The following is a 21,445-nucleotide window of genomic DNA, read 5'->3' as shown; positions in this document are numbered from 1 at the left end:
CCTCCAACTTGAGCGATTACAAAATATACTGACTGAGATCCCGATTCTGAACAATGCTCGACAGCTTCTCGCGAACATATTCGGGAGAAATGACGATTTGCTCCAAAGTAAGCTCGGGAGCTTCATAGGATAAATCCTCCAGCAGCTTCTCAAGAATCGTGTGGAGTCTGCGAGCCCCGATATTATCGGTGTTCTGATTCACTTCCGCCGCGATGCGGGCGATCTCTTGAATGGCTTCTTCCGAAAACTCGACCCGGATTCCCTCGGTCTCCAGCAGCGCCGTATATTGCTTCGTAAGCGCATTCTTAGGCTCTTTGAGAATGAGCACAAAGTCCTGCTGGCTCAAGCTGTTCAGCTCGACCCGGATTGGAAATCGTCCCTGAAGCTCAGGAATTAGGTCTGAAGGCTTAGCAATATGAAAAGCGCCAGCGGCCATGAACAAAATATAGTCTGTCTTGACAGGACCATATTTGGTCATAATCGTCGACCCTTCCACGATAGGCAAAATGTCGCGCTGCACGCCTTCGCGGGAAACGTCCGGTCCGCCTCCGCGGCCGGAGCCGGCAATTTTGTCGATCTCATCGATAAAGATGATGCCGACCTGTTCCGCCCGGCGTACCGCCTCCTGGATCACCTCATCCATATCCAGCAGCTTCTGGGCTTCTTCTTGAAGAAGAACTTTGCGCGCTTCCTTAATGGGCAGCTTGCGCTTCTTCGTACGCTTCGGCATCAGGCTGCCGAACAGCTCCTGCATATTCATCCCGGCCTGCTCGTTGCCTTGGCCGCCCAGCATATCCAGCATCGTCGGGGCATTGTCCTCGATCTCGATCTCGATGACCTGCTGCTCCAGCTCTCCGCGCTGCAGCTGGGCCTTGATCTCTTGGCGGCGCGCTGCAAGACCGGCATCCTGCTGGTCGTTCTCAGGCTCGGTCTGAGCTTGCCCCTGTCCTCCGAACAGCATCTCGAACGGGTTTTTCTGACCGCGTGATTTGGACGGACTTGGCGCCAGGATGGAAGCAATGCGTTCGATGACCATTTGCTCGGCTTTGTCTTTCAAGCCTTCGGTTTTCTCCGTTTTCACCATCCGAATCGACGTCTCTACGAGATCGCGGACCATCGATTCGACATCGCGGCCGACATAACCGACCTCCGTAAACTTCGTGGCTTCCACTTTAATAAAAGGAGCTCCGACTATTTTGGCGAGCCGTCTGGCGATCTCCGTTTTTCCGACGCCGGTCGGTCCGATCATCAGAATGTTTTTGGGAACGATCTCATCACGCAGCGATTCGTCCAATCTGCTACGGCGGTAACGGTTGCGCAAGGCGACGGCGACCGATTTCTTGGCTTGGCGCTGTCCGATAATATATTTATCCAGTTCGGCTACGATTTCTTTCGGAGTTAAGCTGCTTGCCTGCACGGTTGGCACCCCCTGATTAGTTCAGTTGCTTGGTCGATCTGCTCAGCTGCGCTATTCAATCTCTTCCACAATGATATTATGGTTCGTAAATACGCAAATCTCGGCAGCCATCGTCAGCGCCGCCTGGGCGATATCCTTGGCGCTCATATCCGAAGCGTACCGGTGAAGCGCCCGGCCGGCCGCAAGCGCGAAGCTGCCCCCTGAACCGATCGCCAAAATACCGTCGTCCGGCTCGATAATTTCGCCGTTGCCGGAAATCAGCAGCAGTCCGCTCCGGTCCATGACGATCATCATCGCCTCCAGACGCCGCAGCACTCTGTCCTGCCGCCAATCCTTGGCGAGCTCGACCGCCGCTCTCTGCAGATTGCCATGATGCTCCTCCAGCTTGGCTTCGAACTTCTCGAATAATGTAATCGCATCGGCTACAGAACCGGCGAAGCCTGCTATAACCTGGCCTCTGTACAGCCTTCTGACCTTCTTCGCATGGGATTTCATCACCATGCTGTTGCCGAAGGTCACCTGGCCGTCTCCGGCGATAGCGCCCTTGCCATGATGCCGTATCGCAAATATCGTAGTCGCATGAAATGCGTCCATAACCAGCGAATTCCTCCTCTTTCAAGACGAAAACTAAGCTCAAGGGGCAAGCTTAGTTCGTTGAGTTTCCGATCCTTGTGATGCAAGCAGGACAGTCGGATATATCGTAACATAGGTCAAGTTTTACTGACAAGCCGAATTGTGTATGCTTTCGGTAAAATTCTGAATTTTCGAAATTGCCCGTTCAGCAATTTTTTCATATTTCAGCTTTTTATTTTTAATCCGTTCCTCGAGCGGCGGGAACAGTCCGAAATTTGCATTCATCGGCTGGAAATGCTTGAAATCGGCCGTTGTAATATATTGAGCCATACTGCCTAACGCCGTTTCTGCAGGGAGCACGAAGCACTCCTCGCCCCGCGCATAACGGGCGGCGTTCAACCCTGCAATCAAGCCGGAAGCGGCGGACTCTACATAACCTTCTACGCCCGTCATCTGCCCGGCAAAGAACAGATCATCGCGGCCGCGGAACTGATAAGTCGGCTTCAGCAGGCTCGGCGAGTTGATAAACGTGTTGCGGTGCATAACGCCATAGCGGACGAACTCAGCGTTCTCCAGGCCGGGAATAAGCGACAGCACTCTTTTCTGCTCGCCCCATTTCAGATGCGTCTGAAACCCGACCAGGTTGTACAGCGTGCCTGCCGCATTGTCCTGGCGGAGCTGGACGACCGCATAAGGCAGCTCTCCGGTATGGGGATTAATCAGCCCGACGGGCTTCATCGGCCCGAACAGGACGGTTTGACGGCCGCGCCGGGCCATCACCTCGATCGGCATACAGCCTTCGAAGTATATTTCTTTCTCAAATTCCTTGACCGGAGCCGTCTCCGCCGTTATCAGCGCTTCGTAAAACACGGCAAATTCTTCTTCCGTCATCGGGCAGTTCAGATAAGCGGCCTCGCCTTTGTCATACCGGGAAGCCAGATATACCTTGCTCATGTCGATCGATTCCTTCTCGACGATCGGAGCGGCTGCGTCGTAAAAATACAGATATTCCTCGCCGGTCAGCTCCTGCAGATGCTTCGACAGCGCGGGAGAGGTCAGCGGGCCTGTAGCGACGACGGTAATCCCTTCCGGCAGCGCCTCCAGCTCCTCGTTGCGGACCTCGATAAGCGGATGGTTCCGCAGCAGGGAAGTTACCTCCTCCGAGAAGCCGTCGCGGTCGACGGCAAGCGCCCCTCCGGCGGGAACCGCATGCTTGTCGGCCGCACGGAGAATCAGCGAATTCATCATCCGCATCTCTTCCTTCAGCAGGCCCACCGCATTGGTCAAGCCGTTTGCCCGCAGCGAGTTGCTGCATACGAGCTCCGCGAATTTGTCCGAGATATGCGCCGGCGTCTGACGCACCGGCCGCATCTCGTACAGCACGACCGGCACGCCTTGCGATGCGATCTGCCAAGCGGCTTCGCTGCCTGCTAGACCGGCGCCGATCACGGTAACTTGCTTCTTGTCTGCCAACTTACGTTCCCCCTAAAGCCATAAATCAGATGATCATACAGCCATAATCTTATTCTGAGCTTGCTTTCCTTTTAATCCGAATCCTGGTCATTATCCTTCGCTTCTTCTTTAAAGTCGCAGGCCACACACTGGATAAACACGCCGGATTTGTTGCGTTTTTCGATCAGCATGCCGCCGCATTGCGGACAAGGCTGTCCGACCGGCTTATCCCAGGAGACGAATTCGCATTCCGGGTACTTGTCGCAGCCGTAGAAAATGCGGCCCTTCTTGCTGCGCCGTTCTATAATTTTTCCTTCGTGGCAGGTCGGGCAAGCTACCCCGATATCCTTGACGATAGGCTTCGTATTGCGGCAGTTCGGGAAGCCGGAGCAAGCGAGGAATTTGCCGAAGCGGCCCATTTTGTACACAAAATGGCTTCCGCACTTCTCGCAAATTTCGTCGGAGACTTCATCCTGGATCTCGATCTTCTCCATCTCTTCCTCAGCCACTTCCAGCCGTTTTTCGAAAGATTCGTAAAATTCGCTCAACACCTGTACCCAGTCTTCCTTGCCTTCCTCGATATGATCGAGTCCCTCTTCCATATGCGCGGTAAACTCCACGTCCAGAATTTCCGGGAAAAATTCGATCATCTGCTGAATGACAAGCTCGCCCAGCTCCGTCGGAATAAACTTCTTCTCCTCGATCGCCACATATCCGCGCTTCTGAATCGTCTCAAGCGTCGGCGCATACGTACTTGGCCGGCCGATGCCCATCTCCTCCAGCGCTTTGACGAGCCGGGCTTCCGTAAACCTTGGAGGCGGCTGCGTGAAATGCTGCTTCGGATCGATCTGCTTCGCTTTGACGATATCACCTTGCGTCAGAGGCGGCAGCAGACGGTCATCCTCGTCCCCCGGCTCAGACGTATCGTCATTGCCCTCGACATACACTTTCATGAATCCGTAAAATTTCACCTTGGAGCCGACTGCCCGGAAAATCGTATTGCCGGCCGATAAATCAACGGTCATCGTGTCAAGTACAGCGGAAGACATCTGGCTTGCGACGAAACGCTCCCATATGAGCTTGTAGAGACGCAGCTGATCGCGGCTGAGATGAGCTTTGATCGAATCCGGATCGCGAAGAACGGAGCTTGGCCGGATCGCCTCATGGGCGTCCTGGGCATTGCTGTTTTTCTTCACATACACCCGCGGCGTCTCCGGATAATAATCCGCGCCGAACTTGCTCTCGATATACTCCTTCGCTTCTTCCTGCGCAACAGGAGAAATGCGGGTCGAATCCGTTCTCATATACGTAATCAAGCCTACGGTGCCTTCCGGCCCGAGGTCGATTCCTTCATACAGCTGTTGGGCGACGGACATCGTCTTCGAGGCCCGGAAGCCCAGCTTGCGCGCCGCTTCCTGTTGGAGCGAGCTTGTGATAAAAGGCGGCGAGGGATTGCGGTGGCGTTCCTTCTCCTTCACCTCGCTGACGACGAATTCGGCCTGCTGCAAGCCATGGAGGATTTCATTAACCTCCGACTCGGTCTTCAGCTCCTTCTTGTCGCCGTTTACGCTGTAAAACTTCGCATCAAACTCGGCTTTTCCCGTAGCGAGCTTCGCCGTTATCGTCCAATATTCTTCGGGCACGAATGCGTTGATTTCATTCTCCCGATCGTAAATCAGCTTGACGGCAACAGATTGAACCCGGCCGGCGGACAATCCCTTCTTGACCTTCTTCCACAGCAGAGGACTGATCTTGTAGCCGACCAGCCGGTCCAATATACGTCTGGCCTGCTGGGCATTCACCAGATCCTGATTAATTTTCCTCGGCGTCTTGAAGGCGTCCTTAACCGCTTGCTTCGTAATCTCATTAAATACGACCCGACAGGGGTCCTGGTCGTTGATCTCCAGATAATGCGCGAGATGCCAGGCAATCGCTTCCCCTTCGCGATCAGGGTCAGCCGCCAGATATACTTTTTTAACGCGTTTGCTCGCGTCTTTCAGTTCTTTCAGCACCGTGCCTTTGCCGCGGATGGTTATATACTTGGGTTCGAAGTTTTTTTGCACCTCTACCCCGATTTGACTTTTCGGCAAGTCCCGAATATGACCCATAGAAGCTTTGACGATATATTTGCTGCCCAAATATTTTCCAATCGTTTTGGCTTTTGCGGGTGACTCCACAATGACTAACGAATCGGCCATAGGCGTCTTTCCCCCTTCAACTTATAAATATGTATACTTCATTAACGTAAGGTGTAGGCTGTACCCGGAATTTCTACGATTCGCTGCATCATTAGTAAATTTATCAGAACTGCGTGCAAATGTCCAAAGGTAAATTGGCTTTGCAGCAGGAGCTGATCGATGGTAAGCGGACCGTCAGCGAGCAAGCCGCAGATCAAAGCCTCATCGGCGGACAGCCTCTGACCCGCGGCCGATGTGTCATTACTGTATGCGGAATGGCGCGGCTCTATTCGATCCGGATACTCCTCCAGCACGTCACCGGCCGAAGCGACCAGCTTCGCTCCATCCTTGATCAGCTTGAGCGTTCCTTGGCTTTTGGGCGAGTTGATCGGTCCCGGCACCGCGAACACGTCGCGGCTGTAGCCTGTTGCCAGATCCGCCGTAATGAGCGACCCGCTTCGGACGGCGGCTTCGATGACGAGGACGCCAGCGCTTAAGCCCGCGATAACCCGGTTGCGAAGCGGGAAAAGTCCGGCATGTGGTTTCGTGCCCAGCGGGTATTCCGTCAGCACGAGTCCTTCCCGAATTATGCGCTGGAAGAGCTGTTTGTTCTCAGCCGGATACACGGTATCCATCCCGCAGCCCAGCACGGCTGCGGTCCGTCCATGCCCGAGAAGCGCTCCTTCATGGGCGAAGCTGTCGATTCCTCTGGCCAGACCGCTGATAATGCAGACACCGGCTTGCGACAGCTCGGCAGCGAGCCTTTCAGCCGAAGTACGTCCGTATACCGTAGGCGTACGCGTGCCGACAACGCCGATGCAAAGCTTGCTCAGCAGCGTGATGTCTCCGCGGCTGTACAGCATCCATGGCGGGTCTGCCGTTTCCCGGAGCAGCTCCGGATAATCTTCATCCCAGACGGTCGTCCACTTGACTCCCGCCTGCTCATAGGCGCGGAGCTCCGCTTCCAGCCGGCCTTCGCGGAGGCTGTGCCGCAGCTTGCCAAGCGCGTTCGCCCGGGCCGGGGTGAAGCCCAAAGCCGACCAATCGGCGGCTTCCATAACGCCAAGCTCGTCCAAGGACGAAAGGCGCGTCATAATGTGCTGAATCGTCTTCCAACCAACGCCCTGCAGCTGGTGCAAAGCAAACAAACCGTGCCGGTTGTCCATATAGTATATCTCACTCCTTATAATAGAAACAAATTTTTGGCGGTTGAAACAAAAAAGCAGCCTTCCGGCGTTCGCATAAGCGAAACCAGAGAGGCTGCTTGCCTGACTCGATTTACTTTTTAGTGATGCATTTGTCGAGCAATCCTTTTTCTTCGAGGACGCTGACGAGCGTGGAACCCATCTCGGAAGGCGTCGGAGCTACCTTGATGCCGCAGCGCTCCAGCGTAGCGACCTTCTCAGCCGCCGTGCCCTTGCCGCCGGAGATGATGGCCCCTGCATGGCCCATCCGTTTCCCTGGAGGCGCTGTTTGGCCGCCGATAAAGCCGACAACCGGCTTCTTCATGTTCGCCGCGATCCATTCCGCCGCTTCTTCTTCGGCAGATCCGCCGATCTCGCCGATCATGATGACGGCATAGGTGTCCGGATCTTCATTGAACAGGTGCAGAATATCGATAAACTCAGAGCCCTTGACCGGGTCTCCGCCGATGCCTACGGCAGACGATTGGCCGATGCCGCGGGTCGACAGCTGGTGAACCGCTTCGTACGTCAGCGTTCCGCTGCGGGATACGACGCCTACATGGCCCTTGGTGTGAATATAGCCCGGCATGATGCCGATTTTGCACTCGTCAGGCGTAATGACGCCCGGGCAGTTCGGTCCGATCAGGCGGGTTTTCTTGCCTTCCATGTAACGGCTGACCTTCACCATGTCCAGCACCGGAATGCCTTCCGTGATGCAGATGACGAGATCCAGCTCGGCATCCACCGCTTCCATAATCGCGTCGGCCGCGAAAGCCGGCGGTACATAGATAACGGAAGCCGTAGCATCCGTTGCTTTCTTCGCTTCAACCACCGTGTTGAAAACAGGTACAGACACCGTCGAGCCGTTTTCCAGGGCGATGTCGACATTGGTGCCGCCTTTGCCTGGCGTTACGCCGGCAACCATTTGTGTGCCGTATTCCAGACCGCCCTTGGTATGGAACATACCTACGGAACCGGTAATCCCCTGTGTGATAACCTTTGTATTTTTATCTACCAAAATAGACATGTTACGGTTCACATCCCCTGATCATTTTAGAAATTGCCGCTTATGCTTGCATAGCGAGTCGCGTGATGATTACTTCACAAGTGCAACGATCTTCTGAGCGCCGTCTGCCATCGAATCCGCAGCTACAATGTTCAGACCGGACTCGTTCAAAATTTTCTTGCCGAGCTCAACGTTCGTGCCTTCCAGACGGACGACGAGCGGACGGTCCAGGCCAAGCTCGCGCGCAGCCGCAACTACGCCGTCAGCGATGACGTCGCATTTCATGATGCCGCCGAAGATGTTGACGAAAATCCCTTTGACGTTCTCGTCGGACAGGATGATCTTGAAAGCTTCGGTAACTTTCTCTTTTGTAGCGCCGCCCCCTACATCGAGGAAGTTCGCAGGGTCGCCGCCATAATATTTGATAATATCCATCGTAGCCATCGCGAGGCCGGCGCCGTTAACCATACATCCGATGTTGCCGTCAAGGGCGATGTAGCTCAGGTCATACTTGGAAGCTTGGATTTCCTTCTCGTCTTCTTCCTCCAGGTCGCGCAGCTCGACGATGTCCTTGTGGCGGAACAGGGCGTTCGAGTCGAAGTTCAGCTTGGCGTCCAGCGCCATGACGTTGCCGTCGCCGGTAACGACCAGCGGGTTGATCTCCGCCGTGGAGCAGTCTTTGTCTACGAAAGCGTTATAAAGCGCAGTCATAAACTTGACCGTTTTGTTCACAAGCTCGCCCGGAATGTTGATCGCGTAAGCGAGTTTACGCGCTTGGAAAGCCTGCAAACCGATAGCAGGATCGATGATTTCTTTAAAAATTTTCTCAGGCGTATGGTGAGCCACTTCCTCGATTTCCGTACCGCCCTCTTCGGAAGCCATCATGACGACGCGGCCCGTGCCGCGGTCCAGTACGACGCCGATGTAGTATTCCTTCTTAATATCGCAGCCTTGCTCGATCAGCAGGCGCTTGACTTCTTTGCCTTCCGGGCCCGTTTGATGAGTCACAAGCACTTTGCCGAGAATTTGCTCCGCATATGTACGCACTTCGTCCAGGTTTTTGGCAACCTTGACGCCGCCTGCTTTACCGCGGCCGCCAGCGTGAATTTGCGCTTTGACGACGACAACAGGCGTTCCCAAAGATTTCGCCGCTTCTACAGCTTCGTCCACCGTGAATGCCACTTTACCCTCAGGTACGGCAACCCCGTACTGTTTCAGCACTTCTTTGCCTTGATATTCATGGATATTCATTTAGCAAAATCCTCCTATCGGTATTGACTTGCTCTATGGAATCGACTCGCTTTCGCTTCCGAAAGGAGTTGACCGCTGATTGCCGCGCTTGCCAACCAATAGCATGTCCGTTATGGCAAACCTTAATCATTGTACCACTTTTCAAGGCGGGTTTCCTTATATTTTGTGTGAATTTGGCGATACATATTTTTTATTGACTCTTAAAATATATGTTTTCGCATATTCAGGCAAAGTTACTCTATCCTGCAGCCTATTGCCAAGCTTACGAGCTCCGGGTACAATAGAGCCATCGAACAGGCGGATGAGGAAGCACCTTGAGCCATGACTTTTTCATGGGGAAGGTGTTTTTTATGCTGTACGGAAAAACAATCAGCGCTTGCCTCCACGGGGTAGAAGGCCGGCTGATCGAGGTGGAAGTCGATCTCAGCAACGGCTTGCCCCAAGTCAACATCGTTGGTTTGCCCGATAATGCGGTGAAGGAATCGATTGAGCGGGTACGGGCCGCGATCAAAAACTGCGGATTCAGCTTTCCGCTGCAAAGGATAACGATCAATATGGCGCCTGCCGACATCCGCAAGGAAGGCTCGGCCTTCGATCTGGCTATTGCGCTGGGCATCCTAGCCACAAGCGGACAGCTGCCGCCCGGCACGCTGGACGATACATTAGTGATAGGCGAGCTGTCGCTGGACGGCTCGATTCGCCCGGTCCCCGGCGTGCTTTCCATGATGGAAGCTGCGGTCAAAGGCGGGCTGAGCCGGGTGATCGTGCCGGCCGGCAATGCCGAGGAGGCAGGCTGGATCAGCGGCTGCACCGTCCAAGCGGTCAGCCACCTGGCGGAATGGAGCCGGACGCCGCCGGACAGCCCCGCGCTCGCGGTGACTGGCACGCTTGTGCCTCAGGCCTCCGCGAGCATGCCGGCTCAAGCCGCATATACCGACGACTACGCCGATGTGCGCGGGCAAAGCCATGTGAAGCGGGCACTGATGATCAGTGCCGCCGGCATGCACAATCTGATGCTTATCGGACCTCCCGGCACCGGCAAAACGATGCTTGCCAAACGCCTGCCCTCCATCCTGCCCTCCATGGATGAGCGAGAGTCTCTGGAGGTTACAAAAATTTACAGCGTCTCGGGGAAGTTTGCCGACCGGAGCCGGCTCGTCCGCGAGCGCCCGTTCCGGATGCCTCATCATACGATATCGGCCGCAGGTCTTGTCGGAGGCGGAGGAGTTCCGAAGCCCGGGGAGATCAGCTTGGCCCATCGGGGGGTTCTGTTTCTGGATGAGCTTCCCGAGTTCTCGCGAGCCGCCCTGGAAGTATTAAGACAGCCGATGGAGGACCGCTTTGTCACGATCGGGCGCGCGAAAGCCGTTTATCAATTTCCCGCTCACTTCCTGCTGGTCGCATCGATGAACCCGTGTCCGTGCGGGTCCGGCCACTGGGGGATAGAAGCTGACGGGGGAGACATCAGCTGCGTCTGCTCTCCCTTGAAGGTGATGCAGTATCGGTCCCGCATCTCCGGACCGCTGCTTGACCGGATGGATCTTCATGTCGAAGTGCCGCGCGTCCCCTACTCTCAGCTGGCCTGCCAGGAACCCCCGCTCTCCTCCCTGACGATGCGGGAAACGGTTGAGCGGACGCATCAGCTGCAGCTGGAGCGATATCGGCAGAGCGGACTTATGTTCAACAGCGAGCTGAACGGAAGACTGCTCCGGGAGCACTGCCAGCTGGATGCGGCGGCGTCCAGCCTGCTGGAGAAGTCGTTTCAGGCGCTCGGGATGAGCGTCCGCTCGCATGACCGAATCCTAAAGATCGCCCGCACGATCGCCGATATGGAAGGGATGCGGGATATAGCCGGGCATCATGTGGCCGAAGCGCTGCAGTACCGCTGTCTGGACAAGCGGCAAACCTTGCGGTCTCTGCCGCCCGCTTAGCTTGGCGCCTTCTGCCGGGCGTGCTCCGGCTGTTCTGACGAGAACCGGAAGATCGCTGCGGCACCAGGCAAAAGCTGCGCGCATTCAGCAGCTGGGGCGAAGTGAGCCTTAGAGCCGCTCTCGCGCCGGGCGACAGCCTACCAGACCCGCCCCCTCCACTTCAATGGCCCATTTGTGCGATTTTTCGGATAACCTTTATCCTTTGAACCGCCAGCTGAGCTTATTTATGCGATTTTCCACACAAAATCCATAATTTGGTTTGCCAGCACATTGCCTTTATACGTTTTTCCATATCAATCCTATGCTTGGGCTATTAGTCGGGCGTATTTTATACGATTTTCCGGCTATTGCTTGAAGTACCCCTTTTGAGGTTGGCTTAGACAAGAGCTTCTAGTTAAAACTATCGTCCTTTACCTCAAGCAGCACATTCCTATCTTTGTCCTTCACTGTGTTTTCCGAGCTCTTGCGTGTCCCTCCGGCAAATGGAAACAGCCTATAGAGGACCGCTTGATCATGACCGATCACGCAAAAACGGTCTGTCCATCTGCCCTTCGCTTTCCACCGGCAGCTTCGATAATCCGTATCCCCGCGGCTCCGTCACTGCGGAGAAGCTGCAAAAAAATCCGCAACGGCACTAACCAAGTGCGTTGCGGATATGGTCGAGCTGCGCTAACTTCCCGTCAGGAGCGATGCGGATGGATATGACATCGAAGCGAATCTGGCTTGCATGTCTGCCGTTCATATGAATATATACTTGGGCCGTCTCGAGGATCTTCCGCTGCTTGCGCGCGTGGACGGATTCCTGCGGTGTGCCGAACGCTTCATTCAAGTTCCGGGTACGCACCTCGACAAAGACGAGAACGCCGCCTTCCTCGGCCACAAGATCAATTTCCCCTGTCCGGCATCTCCAGTTGCGGTGGACAATAGATAGTCCTTGTCTCCGCAAATAGTCGGCCGCTTCCGCCTCCCCCAGCGCCCCTCGCTGCTTCCGGCCTGCCAGCCTCCCGTTCATCGCGGCTCATGCCTCCATTCTTTCGCCCGGCTATCCGACCGGTATATATAGGAAAGCACTTCGGCGACCAGCTTGTACAGCTCGGGAGGAATCTCCTGATCGATATCCAGTTTGGAGAGCACTTCCACCAAAGACGGGTCTTCCTGGATCGGAACGCCGGTTTCTTTGGCCTTCTCCATGATTTTATCGGCGATGCGCCCCTTGCCCTTCGCTACAACTTTGGGCGCAGCCGAAGCCTCCGGAGCATATTTGAGCGCTACGGCTTTTTTTAGCGTGTGGGGCCGGTCGCTCATAGCCGTATGTCCACTCCTTTGTATGGCTTCTGTGCAAATGCGCCCAAAGCGGCACCTGGAGCCGCCTCCTTGGCCGCTCTGGCTCCCGTATTCGACAAGTCGCCCAGATCGCTGACCTTCTCGGGATACGGACTTACCTTCATCGAAATAAATTGATAACCGATCGAAGCCAGCCCGCTGCCTATTTCATCCCGGTATTGCTCCAGAAGCGCCTGGGTATGCGGGAAATCATTGTGCACATGCAGGCTGACGATCCGGTTCACCACCTGCACGTCGACCATGGTGTTGCCCAAGGCTTTCATCTGCAGATCAAACACCAGCCGGCAATTGTTTGAATCCAGGCTTCCGTTTTTCCCTTTGCGGGATTGAATATGAATCGCCGCCGTCTGCGTGCCGTCCGGCTGTACGATCGGAACAAACATGGTGATATGCGAAAACATTGACGACCGGTCCTGGCTCAACAACAGCTGCTGCCCGGTAATCTGATGGACGGCTTGCTGAGCCGCTTGTTTAAGCTCATCCGGAGCATCGGACGCCTGAGCCAGCTGCATGAGCACGCTTTTCAAAGAATCTGCGCTTTTATCCGCCATGCCCGCCGGCCTCCCGTCCTCGGCTCCGAGCATTCTGACCGCCTGATGCTCATGCTCAATGCCGATCGCCTTCATAAGCCGTCCGAGCAGATGCTCCGGTGCATCCGGTGGCGCGCCTGCTCCGCCTGCTGCGGCTCCGCCCGCCTGCGTCTGCGCGCCCGCTCCGCCTGCCACGGCTCCGCTCGCCTGCGTCTGAGCGCCTGCTCCGCCTGCCACGGCTCCGCTCGCCTGCGCCTGCGCGCCTGCTCCGCCTGCCACGGCTCCGCTCGCCTGCGCCTGCGCGCCTGCTCCGCCTGCCACGGCTCCGCCCGCCTGCGTCTGTGCGCCTGCTCCGCCTGCCGCTGCTCCGCTCGCCTGCGTCTGCGCACCGGCTCCGCCTGCCGGCGCTCCGCTTGCCTGCGCCTGCGCGCCCGCTCCGCCTGCCGCTGCTCCGCTCGCCTGCGTCTGTGCGCCTGCTCCGCCTGCCGCTGCTCCGCTCGCCTGCGTCTGCGTGCCTGCTCCGCCTGCCACGACTCCGCCCGCCTGCGCCTGCGCGCCCGCTCCGCCTGCCGGCGCTCCGCCCGCCTGCGTCTGTGCGCCTGCTCCGCCTGCCGCTGCTCCGCTCGCCTGCGTCTGCGTGCCTGCTCCGCCTGCCACGACTCCGCCCGCCTGCGCCTGCGTGCCTGCTCCGCCTGCCACGGCTGCGCTCGCCTGCGTCTGCGCGCCCGCTCCGCCTGCCGGCGCTCCGCTCGCCTGCGCCTGCGCGCCTGCTCCGCCTGCCGCTGCTCCGCCCGCCTGCTGAGCCACGGCTCCGCCTGCGTCGCGAACCTGCTGCAGCAATGTCTTCACCGCCTCCAGCAAAGCGCGGGTTTGCGGCGTCAGTTCCTTGGCGGCCGTATCGACACGCCCAACTGTCTCGGCCAATTGGTCCAGCATCTGATGCAAGGGAGGGCCTTGAACAACCTGGCGCAGCGAAATTACTGTCTCAAGCGTGAGCGGAAGTCCTTTCTGAACGGCAATGACCGCGGCCGGCAGCCATTCCGCCTGCGGCAGCGTCTTGCCCATCGCCGCTTGCAGCTCGGTGAACGCCTTTACGCTCTCCTTGGTCAAGGCTACGCCGTTTTGATGCAGCAACTGGACCAGCTGGCGATTTTCAGGAGTATCGCTCATTCCGAGCGTCTTCAGCACCTCGCCCATTGACGTATCGGCGATCTGCACCTGCGATGACTGCAAGGGCTTCAGCACTATCTGGCCGTTCGCCGATTCCGGCTGTACCTGCAGCATCGTTACCTCGCCTTGCTTCAGGGGCGTTTCCAGCTGCGCACGAACCTGCACGCCGCCGATATTCACGATCGCTTCCCGCTCGGACAGCTGCTGCTGAACCACTCCCTTAACCACTTGCCCCGCCTGCAGCTCCAGCTTTTTCGGCTCCTGAATCTGCCCGTCGCCGACCCAGCCGCGGATTATTCCTCCGATATTCAACCAGACCCCCTCCTTCCTGTTGCAGTTCGACTGCCTTGTTCTCCCGCTCCTGCACGAGAAGCCGACCCGGGTCCCGGGTTCATCGCCCCTCTTCCCGTGCCGGCCTCCTTGCCCCGGTAGCTCTATATATCGGCAGAATCGGTGCCGATTTTCACTTTCTCCTTCTAAAACAGCACCTGCTGCTCATACTCGATATTGCGCAGGAAAGATCGTCTATGAAGCGGCGTCGCTCCCAGCTTGGCTATCCGCTCCCGGTGGACGCGGGTGGCATAACCTTTATGTATGGCAATCTCATATCCCGGATATTCCAGCTCCCAGCGCAGACACATCCGGTCGCGCGTCACTTTGGCAACGATCGACGCGGCGGCGATCGATTGGCTGAGCGCATCCCCGTGGATGACAGCAAGCTGCTCCGTTTCCGTATCCACTTTCTCGGCGTCCACCAGCAGCTGGTCGGGCGCAACAGCCAGCCGTTCGACAGCAAGCTTCATCGCAGCTCTGGCCGCCTGCTTAATATTAATGCGCTCAATCGTCGGCACGTCCACGATCCCGATGCCTACGGCAACCGCTTGATCCATAATGACTTCGTATAGGGCCTCGCGTTTTTTTTCACTCAGCTTCTTGGAGTCATTGACCCCCTCCAGCACAAGACCGGCAGGCAATACGACAGCAGCGGCTACGACATCGCCGAACAAACAGCCGCGCCCTACTTCATCCACACCCGCGATCCGGCTCTTGCCCTGCTCCCAAAACGCGCGTTCATATGCAAGTATATCTATCAATTGAAATCTCTCCCGGATAACATCATTCGCTTTATTATAGCGCACCCGAGCCCGGCCTGACCATCCCTTGACCGAACCCCGCCTGCATATTCCGGCGCCCGGGCTCGCATAATATGGAAATGTATGGCCGACATACAAGCGCGGAAGGGCGGTTAGAGCTATGAGTGAACAAACATCAGCAGCGCATTGGGATGAACTCACCCGACTGCTAGGCAGTCCTGCGGATTTGGTGAGCAACGAGTTTCATTGCCGTGGACTGACCGTAAAGCTGCTGTATATCAGCTCTATCTGTGATGAAGCGAAAATCCATGAGATGCTGCTTGCCCGATTTTACGAGATGAGCAAGCATGAGGAATTTTCCGCCTACCTGCAGGCGCTCTCCGGACCCGCTTTGCATTCCGTGCAAAAAGACATTGTACAGCGAATGCTCCAAGGTGCCGTTGTCGTCGATTTTGGAGCCCTATATGTCATTGAACTGCGCAAAGCGGAACATGCACAGCCTCTGGAAGCCAGCATAGAGAAGGTTATTCAAGGGCCTCAGAACGCGTTCAGTCAAAACCTTCAGACCAACATCAGCATGCTTCGCAACCGTTACCCGCAAGCTTCCTTAACCGTTGAGCTTTTTAAAATCGGCCGGCTTACCCGTACGCCGGTCGCCTTGGTTTACGACCGGAACCTGACGGATCCCGCTACCTTGCTCCTGACCCGACAAACCTTGGAATCGGCAGGGCTGGATACCTTGCAAGGTCTGGGTCAGCTGCAGAATCGAATGACCCGCACGAAGCGGTCTTTGTTTCCGACGATTATGATTACCGAGCGGCCGGACCGGGCGGTCTACAATATCGCCCAAGGCAAAATCGTGCTGCTCGACGAAGGCACGCCATTTTCTCTCGTCGTCCCGGCCGCGTTCTATGATTTTATTTCTTCCATGGAGGATTTGTATCATTCCTATTGGATCAGCCGCTTTTTACTGGGACTGCGTTATATCGGTCTTCTGATCAGTGTCACTCTGCCTGCTCTGTATGTGGGCGTAACCGCCTACAACCCCGAGCTGTTCCGCGTGCAGCTTGCCCTCTCCATCGCGGGAAGCCGCGTGAGCGTGCCGTATCCGGCTTTTCTGGAAGTGCTCTTCATGCTGCTGATGATGGAGCTGCTGACGGAAGCCAGCGTTCGGCTGCCCAAAACGATCGGGTCTACAGCGACCACGGTAGGCGGATTGATTCTCGGACAAGCTGCCACGGAAGCGGGCCTCGTCTCCAACATCATGATCATCATCGTGTCCGCAGTCGCGATATCGAATTTTGTCATTCCGATTAATGCGATGAGCTTCGCCATGCGAGTCGTTCGATATGGCTTATTGGCGCTGACGATTCTTTTAGGCATGATCGGCATGATTTTCGGCATGCTCGGCCTGATCGCCTACTTGATTTATCTGGATAGCTTCGGCCAGCCCTATTTTCGTCTATTCGCCAGACCGCCCAATTCTGAACGGCTGTGACCGGAGGTGGAAGCCGCGTGAACGTTTTTTACAGTCTGTTTTTCATTAATTTGCTGGTACAAGTCATCGTCTTCGTGCCTACTATGCTGATCAGCGAACGCTTCGAAGGAAGCGTGATGGCCATCCCCGCCGGCGTGCTGATCGGCACAAGCTTGCTGCTTATTTTCGTTCGCTCGATGAACGCATTTCCGGGCAAGACGCTGCCTGAAATTTTATCGGCTGCGCCGCGCTGGTTTCGCGCTCCATTTCTCATCGGCATGTCGTTCATCTGGTTTTCAGCAGGCATGATCTCGCTTCTTTCCATCAACAACATCGCCATCCGTTTCATTAATGTCAGCCTGCAGGGACCCGCCATGATTTTGATTATTTCCATTTTTGTCGCCTGGATCATGTTTTTTCACAAAAGCGAGCAAATCATCGCGCTGGTCAGCGTCATCTTCGTCCTGAACCTCCCGTTAATCGGCGTAATCCTGTATCAAGCCGTTACCAGCGAATATATGATGTGGTCCTCCATTTTGGAGGTAGGGACTCACTGGACCGAGTTTCCCTCCTACCAAGCGATCACGGCTTCGACCTTTATGTTTACCGGCTATACGAATCTGGTTGTATTCAACAAGCTGCTGACCAAGCCTATTCAGTTAAAAAAGCTGTGGCCGGTTTCGATTATCGGCCTCGTCAATTTGCTCACCTCGTTTCTGATTCCTATCGGTCTTCTGGGGGCGGACGGCGTCGATGATTTTGTATTTCCCTGGGTAGTGACCGCCGACTCCCTGCAGGTACAGTACGGACCTATCGAACGGCTGATTTCGGTGTTTTTGCTTTTGTACATTTCCATCACGACGCTGAGCATTCTCATTCACTGGCATGTGTCCCATCAGCTGCTCCTGTCCTTCATCAAGGGCAAGGGCAAGCGGGGTCAGCAGCGCCGTATGAAATATGCGACTATCATCATTTTGGCCGCCTTCATAATGACTGCTTATTTGCTTGAAAAAAATACGCGCGAGCACGAAATATTCCGATTGGCCGAACTATGGATGAACATCAGGCTTCCCGCCGAATTCATTCTCGTCCTGACGATATTCCGGATGGCTAGGAGGAAACGGGCATGAAAAAGCTTTTGTCCCTGCTGCTGCTGTGCTGCCTGGTCTTCCTATTAGCGAGCTGCGGTTACAAGGACATCGACAAACGTTTTTTTGTCGTTTCCATCGGACTGGACAAGGCCCAGACGAATGAAACCTATATCCGGGTGCTGCTGAAGCTCGCCGTTCCTTCTTCGGATCCCCGTGCAGGCAAGTCTACCTATGTCATCGTGCAGGAGGAAGGGGATTCCATCGCTGAAGCGATTCGGATGATCAAGTCCAAGGTGGATAAAGAACTGGATTTCAGCCACGCCAAAATGATCGTTTTCGGCGAAGCTGTCGCCTCCTCCGGCATCCGGGAATGGATAGACTGGTTTGTCAGACGGCGGGATATTCAGATGATCGCCTGGGTGGGCGTTGGGAAGCCGAATGCCGCGGCGATTCTTAGCACAAGTCCGGTCTCGGAGCGCCTGCCTTCCAATACGCTGTTCAATACGTTTGGCGAAACCGGGACAGAGTCCTCCTATGTCGTCTCTGAATATTTGTTCGACTTCCGCAAGCGGCTGTATGAGCGGGGACTTGACCCGATACTTCCTCTGATCGAAGTATCGCGTAACGAGAAGCTGTTTCAAATTAATCAGGCATCGGTCTTCGACAAAAACAAGCAAAGGCTTGTCCTTGGTCCCCAGGAAACGAGACTGTTCAATATCTTAACCAATCGGACCAAGCGGGCTGAAATTCACGTGGCCAGCTCCAAGCAAAAATTTTACGTGGACGTAGATAAGTCGAAAACCTCCTACCGGTTCGTGGAGTCGGCAGGAGCGGCGCCTAAGATCATAGCGGAGATGAAGCTGGAAGGCAGCATCGAAGAGGCGCAGACGCCCATAAGCAGCGATCTCATCAGTCTTTATAAGCAGACTACCGAAGCTTCGTTCAAGAAGGAAGCTCTCCGCCTGCTCAAGCTGCTGCAAAAAGAAAAACTGGACCCGATCGGTCTCGGCCTTTTATATCGCTCACGCAGCTTTGACCGCAAGGATTGGGAGAACTGGCAAAGCTTATATGCGTCAGCCGAATTCGAAGTTCAAGTCCAATTCACACTGCAGGGCACCGGGGGGCTCGGATAGCTTTGTAGAGGAGTTCGAGGCAGCGTGCCGCAAAAAGCGTACTTCCTGCCAGGAATAAACAAAAAAACGTCAAGCCCGCCGCCTCTAAAGGACAGCTTGGCTTGACAATCAGCTTGTTTTCACCTATTTGACTTCGGAAGCAATGACCGCCGGTTCTTCGTCAGGCTGCTCCATCGTAATACGTCCGAGCTTGCCGGCCCGCAGCTCCCGCAAAATGGCCAGAGAAGCTTTCTCCAGATCGACGCGGCCCCCGCTGACGAGTGCCCCGCGTTTGCGGCCGATTTCTTCCATCAGCTCCACCACGGCATCCGTATCGCTCGGATCTTGCGGCAGCTTCTCCACTCCGAAGCGATCTTGCAGCGACGCCGGGTAATGTCCGACCAGGTAACGCATCGCGAACAAGGCAACCTCAGAAATATGCAAAATTTCTTCCTTGATCGCGCCGGTCGCCGCAAGCCGGAAGCCTACCGTCTGATCCTCGAATTTCGGCCACAATATGCCTGGCGTATCCAGCAGCTCCATCTCGGCGCCTACTTTAATCCACTGCTGACCTTTCGTAACGCCCGGCTTGTCGCCGGTTGCGGCAATTTTGCGGCCCGCCATCTTGTTGATCAAGGTCGACTTGCCTACATTCGGGATACCGACGATAAGACCGCGGATCGTGCGCGGCTTCATTCCTTTGCGCAGCTGGGCCTCAATCTTGGCCGACAGCAGCTGCTTGCTCCGCTGAATGATCTCACGCGTGGGATTGCCGGCCACCGCATCGATCGGCAGCGCCTGCAGCCCCTTTTCCGCAAAATACTCGATCCATCTGCGCGTCGCCTCGGGGTCCGCCAGATCGCTTTTGTTCAGAAGCACGAGCCTCGGCTTATGCTGCAAAATTTCATCGATCATCGGGTTGCGGCTCGACAGCGGAATTCGGGCATCCAGCAGCTCGATCGCCAGATCGATCAGCTTCAGCTTGTCTTGAATTTGACGCCGGGCTCTTGTCATATGGCCCGGAAACCATTGTATAGTCATGTGAGACGGATCACCTCCCCTTGATATGCGTACAGCCTAACCCACCGTTAGTGGATCAGGCTGATTTTGTTAAGCGGCCAATAAATTACATCGGCTCTGCCTACGATTTTTTCGAACGGCACGAAGCCCACACGACTGTCCCGGCTGTCCATCGAGTTCGATCGGTTGTCTCCCATCGCAAACAGCTTCCCTTCAGGAACCGTCTGCTCCGCAAAATTATTCAGCCGATTGTACGGAACACCCTTCTTCGCGGCTTCATCCAGCGCGGATTGCAGATAGGTTTCCGTGATCTGCTCACCGTTTACGAATACTTTATCGCCTTCGACACGCACCTTATCTCCCGGCAGCGCGATAACCCGTTTGATATAGTCGCGCCCATCGGGGGCATGGAAAACAATGACCTGGCCCGCTTTCGGCTCGGCAAACTTATATAAAATCTTGTTGACGATCATTTTTTCACCGGTATAAAAGTTAGGCTCCATCGAAGGGCCTTCCACGACGAACGGAGAACAGATCAGCCAGCGGATCAGGATGACGAGCGCGGCCGCAATCAGCAGCGCCTTGGCCCATTCCCAAGCTTCATGCTTCATCGTGTTCGCTTTTTTACCGGATTGTTGCTGCCCTTGCTCCTGCTCCATCAAGCTTCCTACCCTTCCGCCATAGTGCTGGAGAAAACGAACAGGGGCTTGTTAACCAAGCCCCCGGTGTTCATCTTATCGGATTTCTTGAATTCTGGCTGCTTTACCGCGAAGACCGCGCAGATAGTAGAGCTTCGCGCGACGAACTTTACCACGGCGAGCCACTTCAATCTTGTCGATTTTCGGAGTATGCAGTGGGAACGTTCTTTCAACGCCGACACCGTAAGAAATTTTTCTTACCGTGAACGTTTCGCTGATACCGCCGCCGCGGCGCTTAATAACAACGCCCTCGAACAGCTGGATACGCTCGCGGGATCCCTCGATAACCTTAACATACACTTTCAAAGTGTCGCCAGGACGAAAGCTGGGAAGATCGCTGCGAAGCTGTTCCTTCGTAATCTCTTGAATCAAACTCATGGATGACTCCCTCCTTCCACACAGGTGTTCTTGCCGCTTCTCTTGAAGACTGAATCTTGCTTGTACACGCGCAGAGGACCACCGTACTCGTGGCAAATGCCACAACGCTAACCATCATAACATAAATCTCCATGAATCTCAACATGAACTTCACAAAGTGTTGTTGTTCCGTGATAATGTCACCCTATAACTGTTCTGAGATAATGTCACTATGGGACAGGAGACATTAACATTGACGAGAGCAGAGCTGAAGAAGGTATTAGTGGTGGAAAAGATCTTCGAGGGACATATGACAAACAAGGAAGGGGCAGCAGCGCTGGGGCTGACGGAGAGGCAGGTCATTCGATTGAAGCAGAAGTATCAGAACAAAGGAGGAGCTCGTGCACTTATCCACGGGAATCGTGGCAGAAAACCGGCACACGCCCTGCCGGACGAAGTGAGGGCGAAAGCGGCGACCCTGTATACAACGAAGTACCAAGGCAGCAACAACTGCCACTTTGCCGAATTGCTTGAGGAGCATGAATCATTGAAAATCAGCCC

Annotated in this window: 19 protein-coding genes; 5 read left to right on the top strand and 14 right to left on the bottom strand. The window is 55.5% G+C overall.

Translation table 11 applies throughout. The annotated features are described in order from the left end of the window. Positions 1–16: 16 nt before the first annotated feature. From hslU to sucC, 7 genes are all read right to left on the bottom strand, one after another. The gene (gene hslU / locus BLR08_RS09205) at positions 17–1,417 is read right to left on the bottom strand and encodes an ATP-dependent protease ATPase subunit HslU (protein ID WP_072328916.1); all 1,401 of its coding nucleotides are present in this window, start codon (positions 1,415–1,417) and stop codon (positions 17–19) included. 51 nt (positions 1,418–1,468) lie between these two features. Continuing rightward, complete coding sequence (gene hslV / locus BLR08_RS09200) at positions 1,469–2,011, bottom strand: ATP-dependent protease subunit HslV (protein ID WP_072328915.1); 543 nt, start codon at positions 2,009–2,011, stop codon at positions 1,469–1,471. A 123-nt stretch (positions 2,012–2,134) separates the two neighbouring features. Next, complete coding sequence (gene trmFO, locus BLR08_RS09195; protein WP_072328914.1) at positions 2,135–3,463, bottom strand: FADH(2)-oxidizing methylenetetrahydrofolate--tRNA-(uracil(54)-C(5))-methyltransferase TrmFO; 1,329 nt, start codon at positions 3,461–3,463, stop codon at positions 2,135–2,137. A gap of 71 nt (positions 3,464–3,534) precedes the next feature. Further along, on the bottom strand, positions 3,535–5,640 hold the full coding sequence (topA, locus tag BLR08_RS09190; protein WP_072328913.1) for a type I DNA topoisomerase: 2,106 nt from the start codon (positions 5,638–5,640) through the stop codon (positions 3,535–3,537). Between the two features lie 41 nt (positions 5,641–5,681). Next, entirely contained in the window at positions 5,682–6,785 is a 1,104-nt protein-coding gene (dprA, locus tag BLR08_RS09185) for a DNA-processing protein DprA (RefSeq protein WP_072328912.1), read from the bottom strand. 112 nt (positions 6,786–6,897) lie between these two features. Continuing rightward, positions 6,898–7,830 carry a succinate--CoA ligase subunit alpha gene (gene sucD / locus BLR08_RS09180; protein ID WP_072328911.1) on the bottom strand — a complete coding sequence of 311 codons (933 nt, stop codon included), beginning with the start codon at positions 7,828–7,830 and terminating at the stop codon, positions 6,898–6,900. Positions 7,831–7,899: 69 nt separating this feature from the next. Continuing rightward, on the bottom strand, positions 7,900–9,060 hold the full coding sequence (gene sucC / locus BLR08_RS09175; RefSeq protein WP_072328910.1) for an ADP-forming succinate--CoA ligase subunit beta: 1,161 nt from the start codon (positions 9,058–9,060) through the stop codon (positions 7,900–7,902). 353 nt (positions 9,061–9,413) lie between these two features. Here sucC and BLR08_RS09170 point away from each other — a divergent pair, with 353 nt between their 5' ends. Then, positions 9,414–10,991 carry a YifB family Mg chelatase-like AAA ATPase gene (locus tag BLR08_RS09170; protein WP_072329213.1) on the top strand — a complete coding sequence of 526 codons (1,578 nt, stop codon included), beginning with the start codon at positions 9,414–9,416 and terminating at the stop codon, positions 10,989–10,991. 634 nt (positions 10,992–11,625) lie between these two features. On the opposite strand, the gene BLR08_RS09165 is transcribed toward BLR08_RS09170, so the two are convergent. The 4 genes from BLR08_RS09165 to BLR08_RS09150 all read right to left on the bottom strand — a co-directional run bounded on the left by BLR08_RS09165 (position 11,626) and on the right by BLR08_RS09150 (position 15,174). Next, on the bottom strand, positions 11,626–12,003 hold the full coding sequence (locus BLR08_RS09165; protein WP_072328909.1) for a YraN family protein: 378 nt from the start codon (positions 12,001–12,003) through the stop codon (positions 11,626–11,628). Then, a complete protein-coding gene (locus tag BLR08_RS09160; RefSeq protein WP_072328908.1) occupies positions 12,000–12,296 on the bottom strand; it encodes an EscU/YscU/HrcU family type III secretion system export apparatus switch protein in 297 nt (98 codons plus the stop codon). Before BLR08_RS09160 ends, BLR08_RS09165 begins: the two co-directional genes overlap by 4 nt. Next, positions 12,293–14,347 (bottom strand): hypothetical protein, encoded by a 2,055-nt coding sequence (locus BLR08_RS30595; RefSeq protein WP_143014350.1) that lies wholly within the window; start codon positions 14,345–14,347, stop codon positions 12,293–12,295. Before BLR08_RS30595 ends, BLR08_RS09160 begins: the two co-directional genes overlap by 4 nt. 164 nt (positions 14,348–14,511) lie before the next feature. After that, positions 14,512–15,174, bottom strand: a complete 663-nt coding sequence (locus tag BLR08_RS09150; protein ID WP_072328907.1) for a ribonuclease HII — start codon at positions 15,172–15,174, stop codon at positions 14,512–14,514. A gap of 115 nt (positions 15,175–15,289) precedes the next feature. On the opposite strand from BLR08_RS09150, the gene BLR08_RS09145 reads away from it, so the two are divergent. The 3 genes from BLR08_RS09145 to BLR08_RS09135 are packed head-to-tail and all read left to right on the top strand — an operon-like array spanning position 15,290 to position 18,830. After that, entirely contained in the window at positions 15,290–16,627 is a 1,338-nt protein-coding gene (locus BLR08_RS09145; RefSeq protein ID WP_072328906.1) for a spore germination protein, read from the top strand. A 17-nt stretch (positions 16,628–16,644) separates the two neighbouring features. After that, positions 16,645–17,736, top strand: a complete 1,092-nt coding sequence (locus BLR08_RS09140; RefSeq protein ID WP_072328905.1) for a hypothetical protein — start codon at positions 16,645–16,647, stop codon at positions 17,734–17,736. Next, the gene (locus BLR08_RS09135) at positions 17,733–18,830 is read left to right on the top strand and encodes a Ger(x)C family spore germination protein (RefSeq protein ID WP_072328904.1); all 1,098 of its coding nucleotides are present in this window, start codon (positions 17,733–17,735) and stop codon (positions 18,828–18,830) included. The genes BLR08_RS09140 and BLR08_RS09135 overlap by 4 nt, the downstream gene beginning before the upstream one ends. 123 nt (positions 18,831–18,953) lie before the next feature. Here the strand turns inward: BLR08_RS09135 and ylqF are convergent, their stop codons facing one another. The 3 genes from ylqF to rplS all read right to left on the bottom strand — a co-directional run bounded on the left by ylqF (position 18,954) and on the right by rplS (position 20,905). After that, complete coding sequence (ylqF, locus tag BLR08_RS09130) at positions 18,954–19,850, bottom strand: ribosome biogenesis GTPase YlqF (protein ID WP_072328903.1); 897 nt, start codon at positions 19,848–19,850, stop codon at positions 18,954–18,956. A 47-nt stretch (positions 19,851–19,897) separates the two neighbouring features. Next, complete coding sequence (lepB, locus tag BLR08_RS09125; protein WP_072328902.1) at positions 19,898–20,488, bottom strand: signal peptidase I; 591 nt, start codon at positions 20,486–20,488, stop codon at positions 19,898–19,900. Between the two features lie 75 nt (positions 20,489–20,563). Next, a complete protein-coding gene (gene rplS / locus BLR08_RS09120) occupies positions 20,564–20,905 on the bottom strand; it encodes a 50S ribosomal protein L19 (protein ID WP_072328901.1) in 342 nt (113 codons plus the stop codon). A 232-nt stretch (positions 20,906–21,137) separates the two neighbouring features. Between rplS and BLR08_RS09115 the strand changes: the two genes are divergently transcribed. After that, positions 21,138–21,445 (top strand): helix-turn-helix domain-containing protein (locus tag BLR08_RS09115; protein ID WP_143014349.1); only part of this gene is annotated, 308 nt, incomplete at its 3' end.

It is taken from the genome of Paenibacillus sp. cl123 (genome assembly GCF_900101595.1).
Taxonomy (GTDB): Bacteria; Bacillota; Bacilli; order Paenibacillales; family NBRC-103111; genus Paenibacillus_G.
The sequence above is the reverse complement of the archived record's forward strand: the minus strand, read 5'-3'. Positions and strand labels throughout refer to the sequence as shown.

Excerpts from the sequence above, each read along its gene's own strand:
- hslV (WP_072328915.1), bottom strand. The coding sequence starts at position 2,011 with ATGGACGCATTTCATGCGACTACGATATTTGCGATACGGCATCATGGC.
- topA (WP_072328913.1), bottom strand. The coding sequence starts at position 5,640 with ATGGCCGATTCGTTAGTCATTGTGGAGTCACCCGCAAAAGCCAAAACG.
- dprA (WP_072328912.1), bottom strand. The coding sequence starts at position 6,785 with ATGGACAACCGGCACGGTTTGTTTGCTTTGCACCAGCTGCAGGGCGTT.
- sucD (WP_072328911.1), bottom strand. The coding sequence starts at position 7,830 with ATGTCTATTTTGGTAGATAAAAATACAAAGGTTATCACACAGGGGATT.
- sucC (WP_072328910.1), bottom strand. The coding sequence starts at position 9,060 with ATGAATATCCATGAATATCAAGGCAAAGAAGTGCTGAAACAGTACGGG.
- BLR08_RS09165 (WP_072328909.1), bottom strand. The coding sequence starts at position 12,003 with ATGAACGGGAGGCTGGCAGGCCGGAAGCAGCGAGGGGCGCTGGGGGAG.
- BLR08_RS09160 (WP_072328908.1), bottom strand. The coding sequence starts at position 12,296 with ATGAGCGACCGGCCCCACACGCTAAAAAAAGCCGTAGCGCTCAAATAT.
- BLR08_RS09145 (WP_072328906.1), top strand. The coding sequence starts at position 15,290 with ATGAGTGAACAAACATCAGCAGCGCATTGGGATGAACTCACCCGACTG.
- BLR08_RS09135 (WP_072328904.1), top strand. The coding sequence starts at position 17,733 with ATGAAAAAGCTTTTGTCCCTGCTGCTGCTGTGCTGCCTGGTCTTCCTA.
- ylqF (WP_072328903.1), bottom strand. The coding sequence starts at position 19,850 with ATGACTATACAATGGTTTCCGGGCCATATGACAAGAGCCCGGCGTCAA.
- lepB (WP_072328902.1), bottom strand. The coding sequence starts at position 20,488 with ATGGAGCAGGAGCAAGGGCAGCAACAATCCGGTAAAAAAGCGAACACG.
- rplS (WP_072328901.1), bottom strand. The coding sequence starts at position 20,905 with ATGAGTTTGATTCAAGAGATTACGAAGGAACAGCTTCGCAGCGATCTT.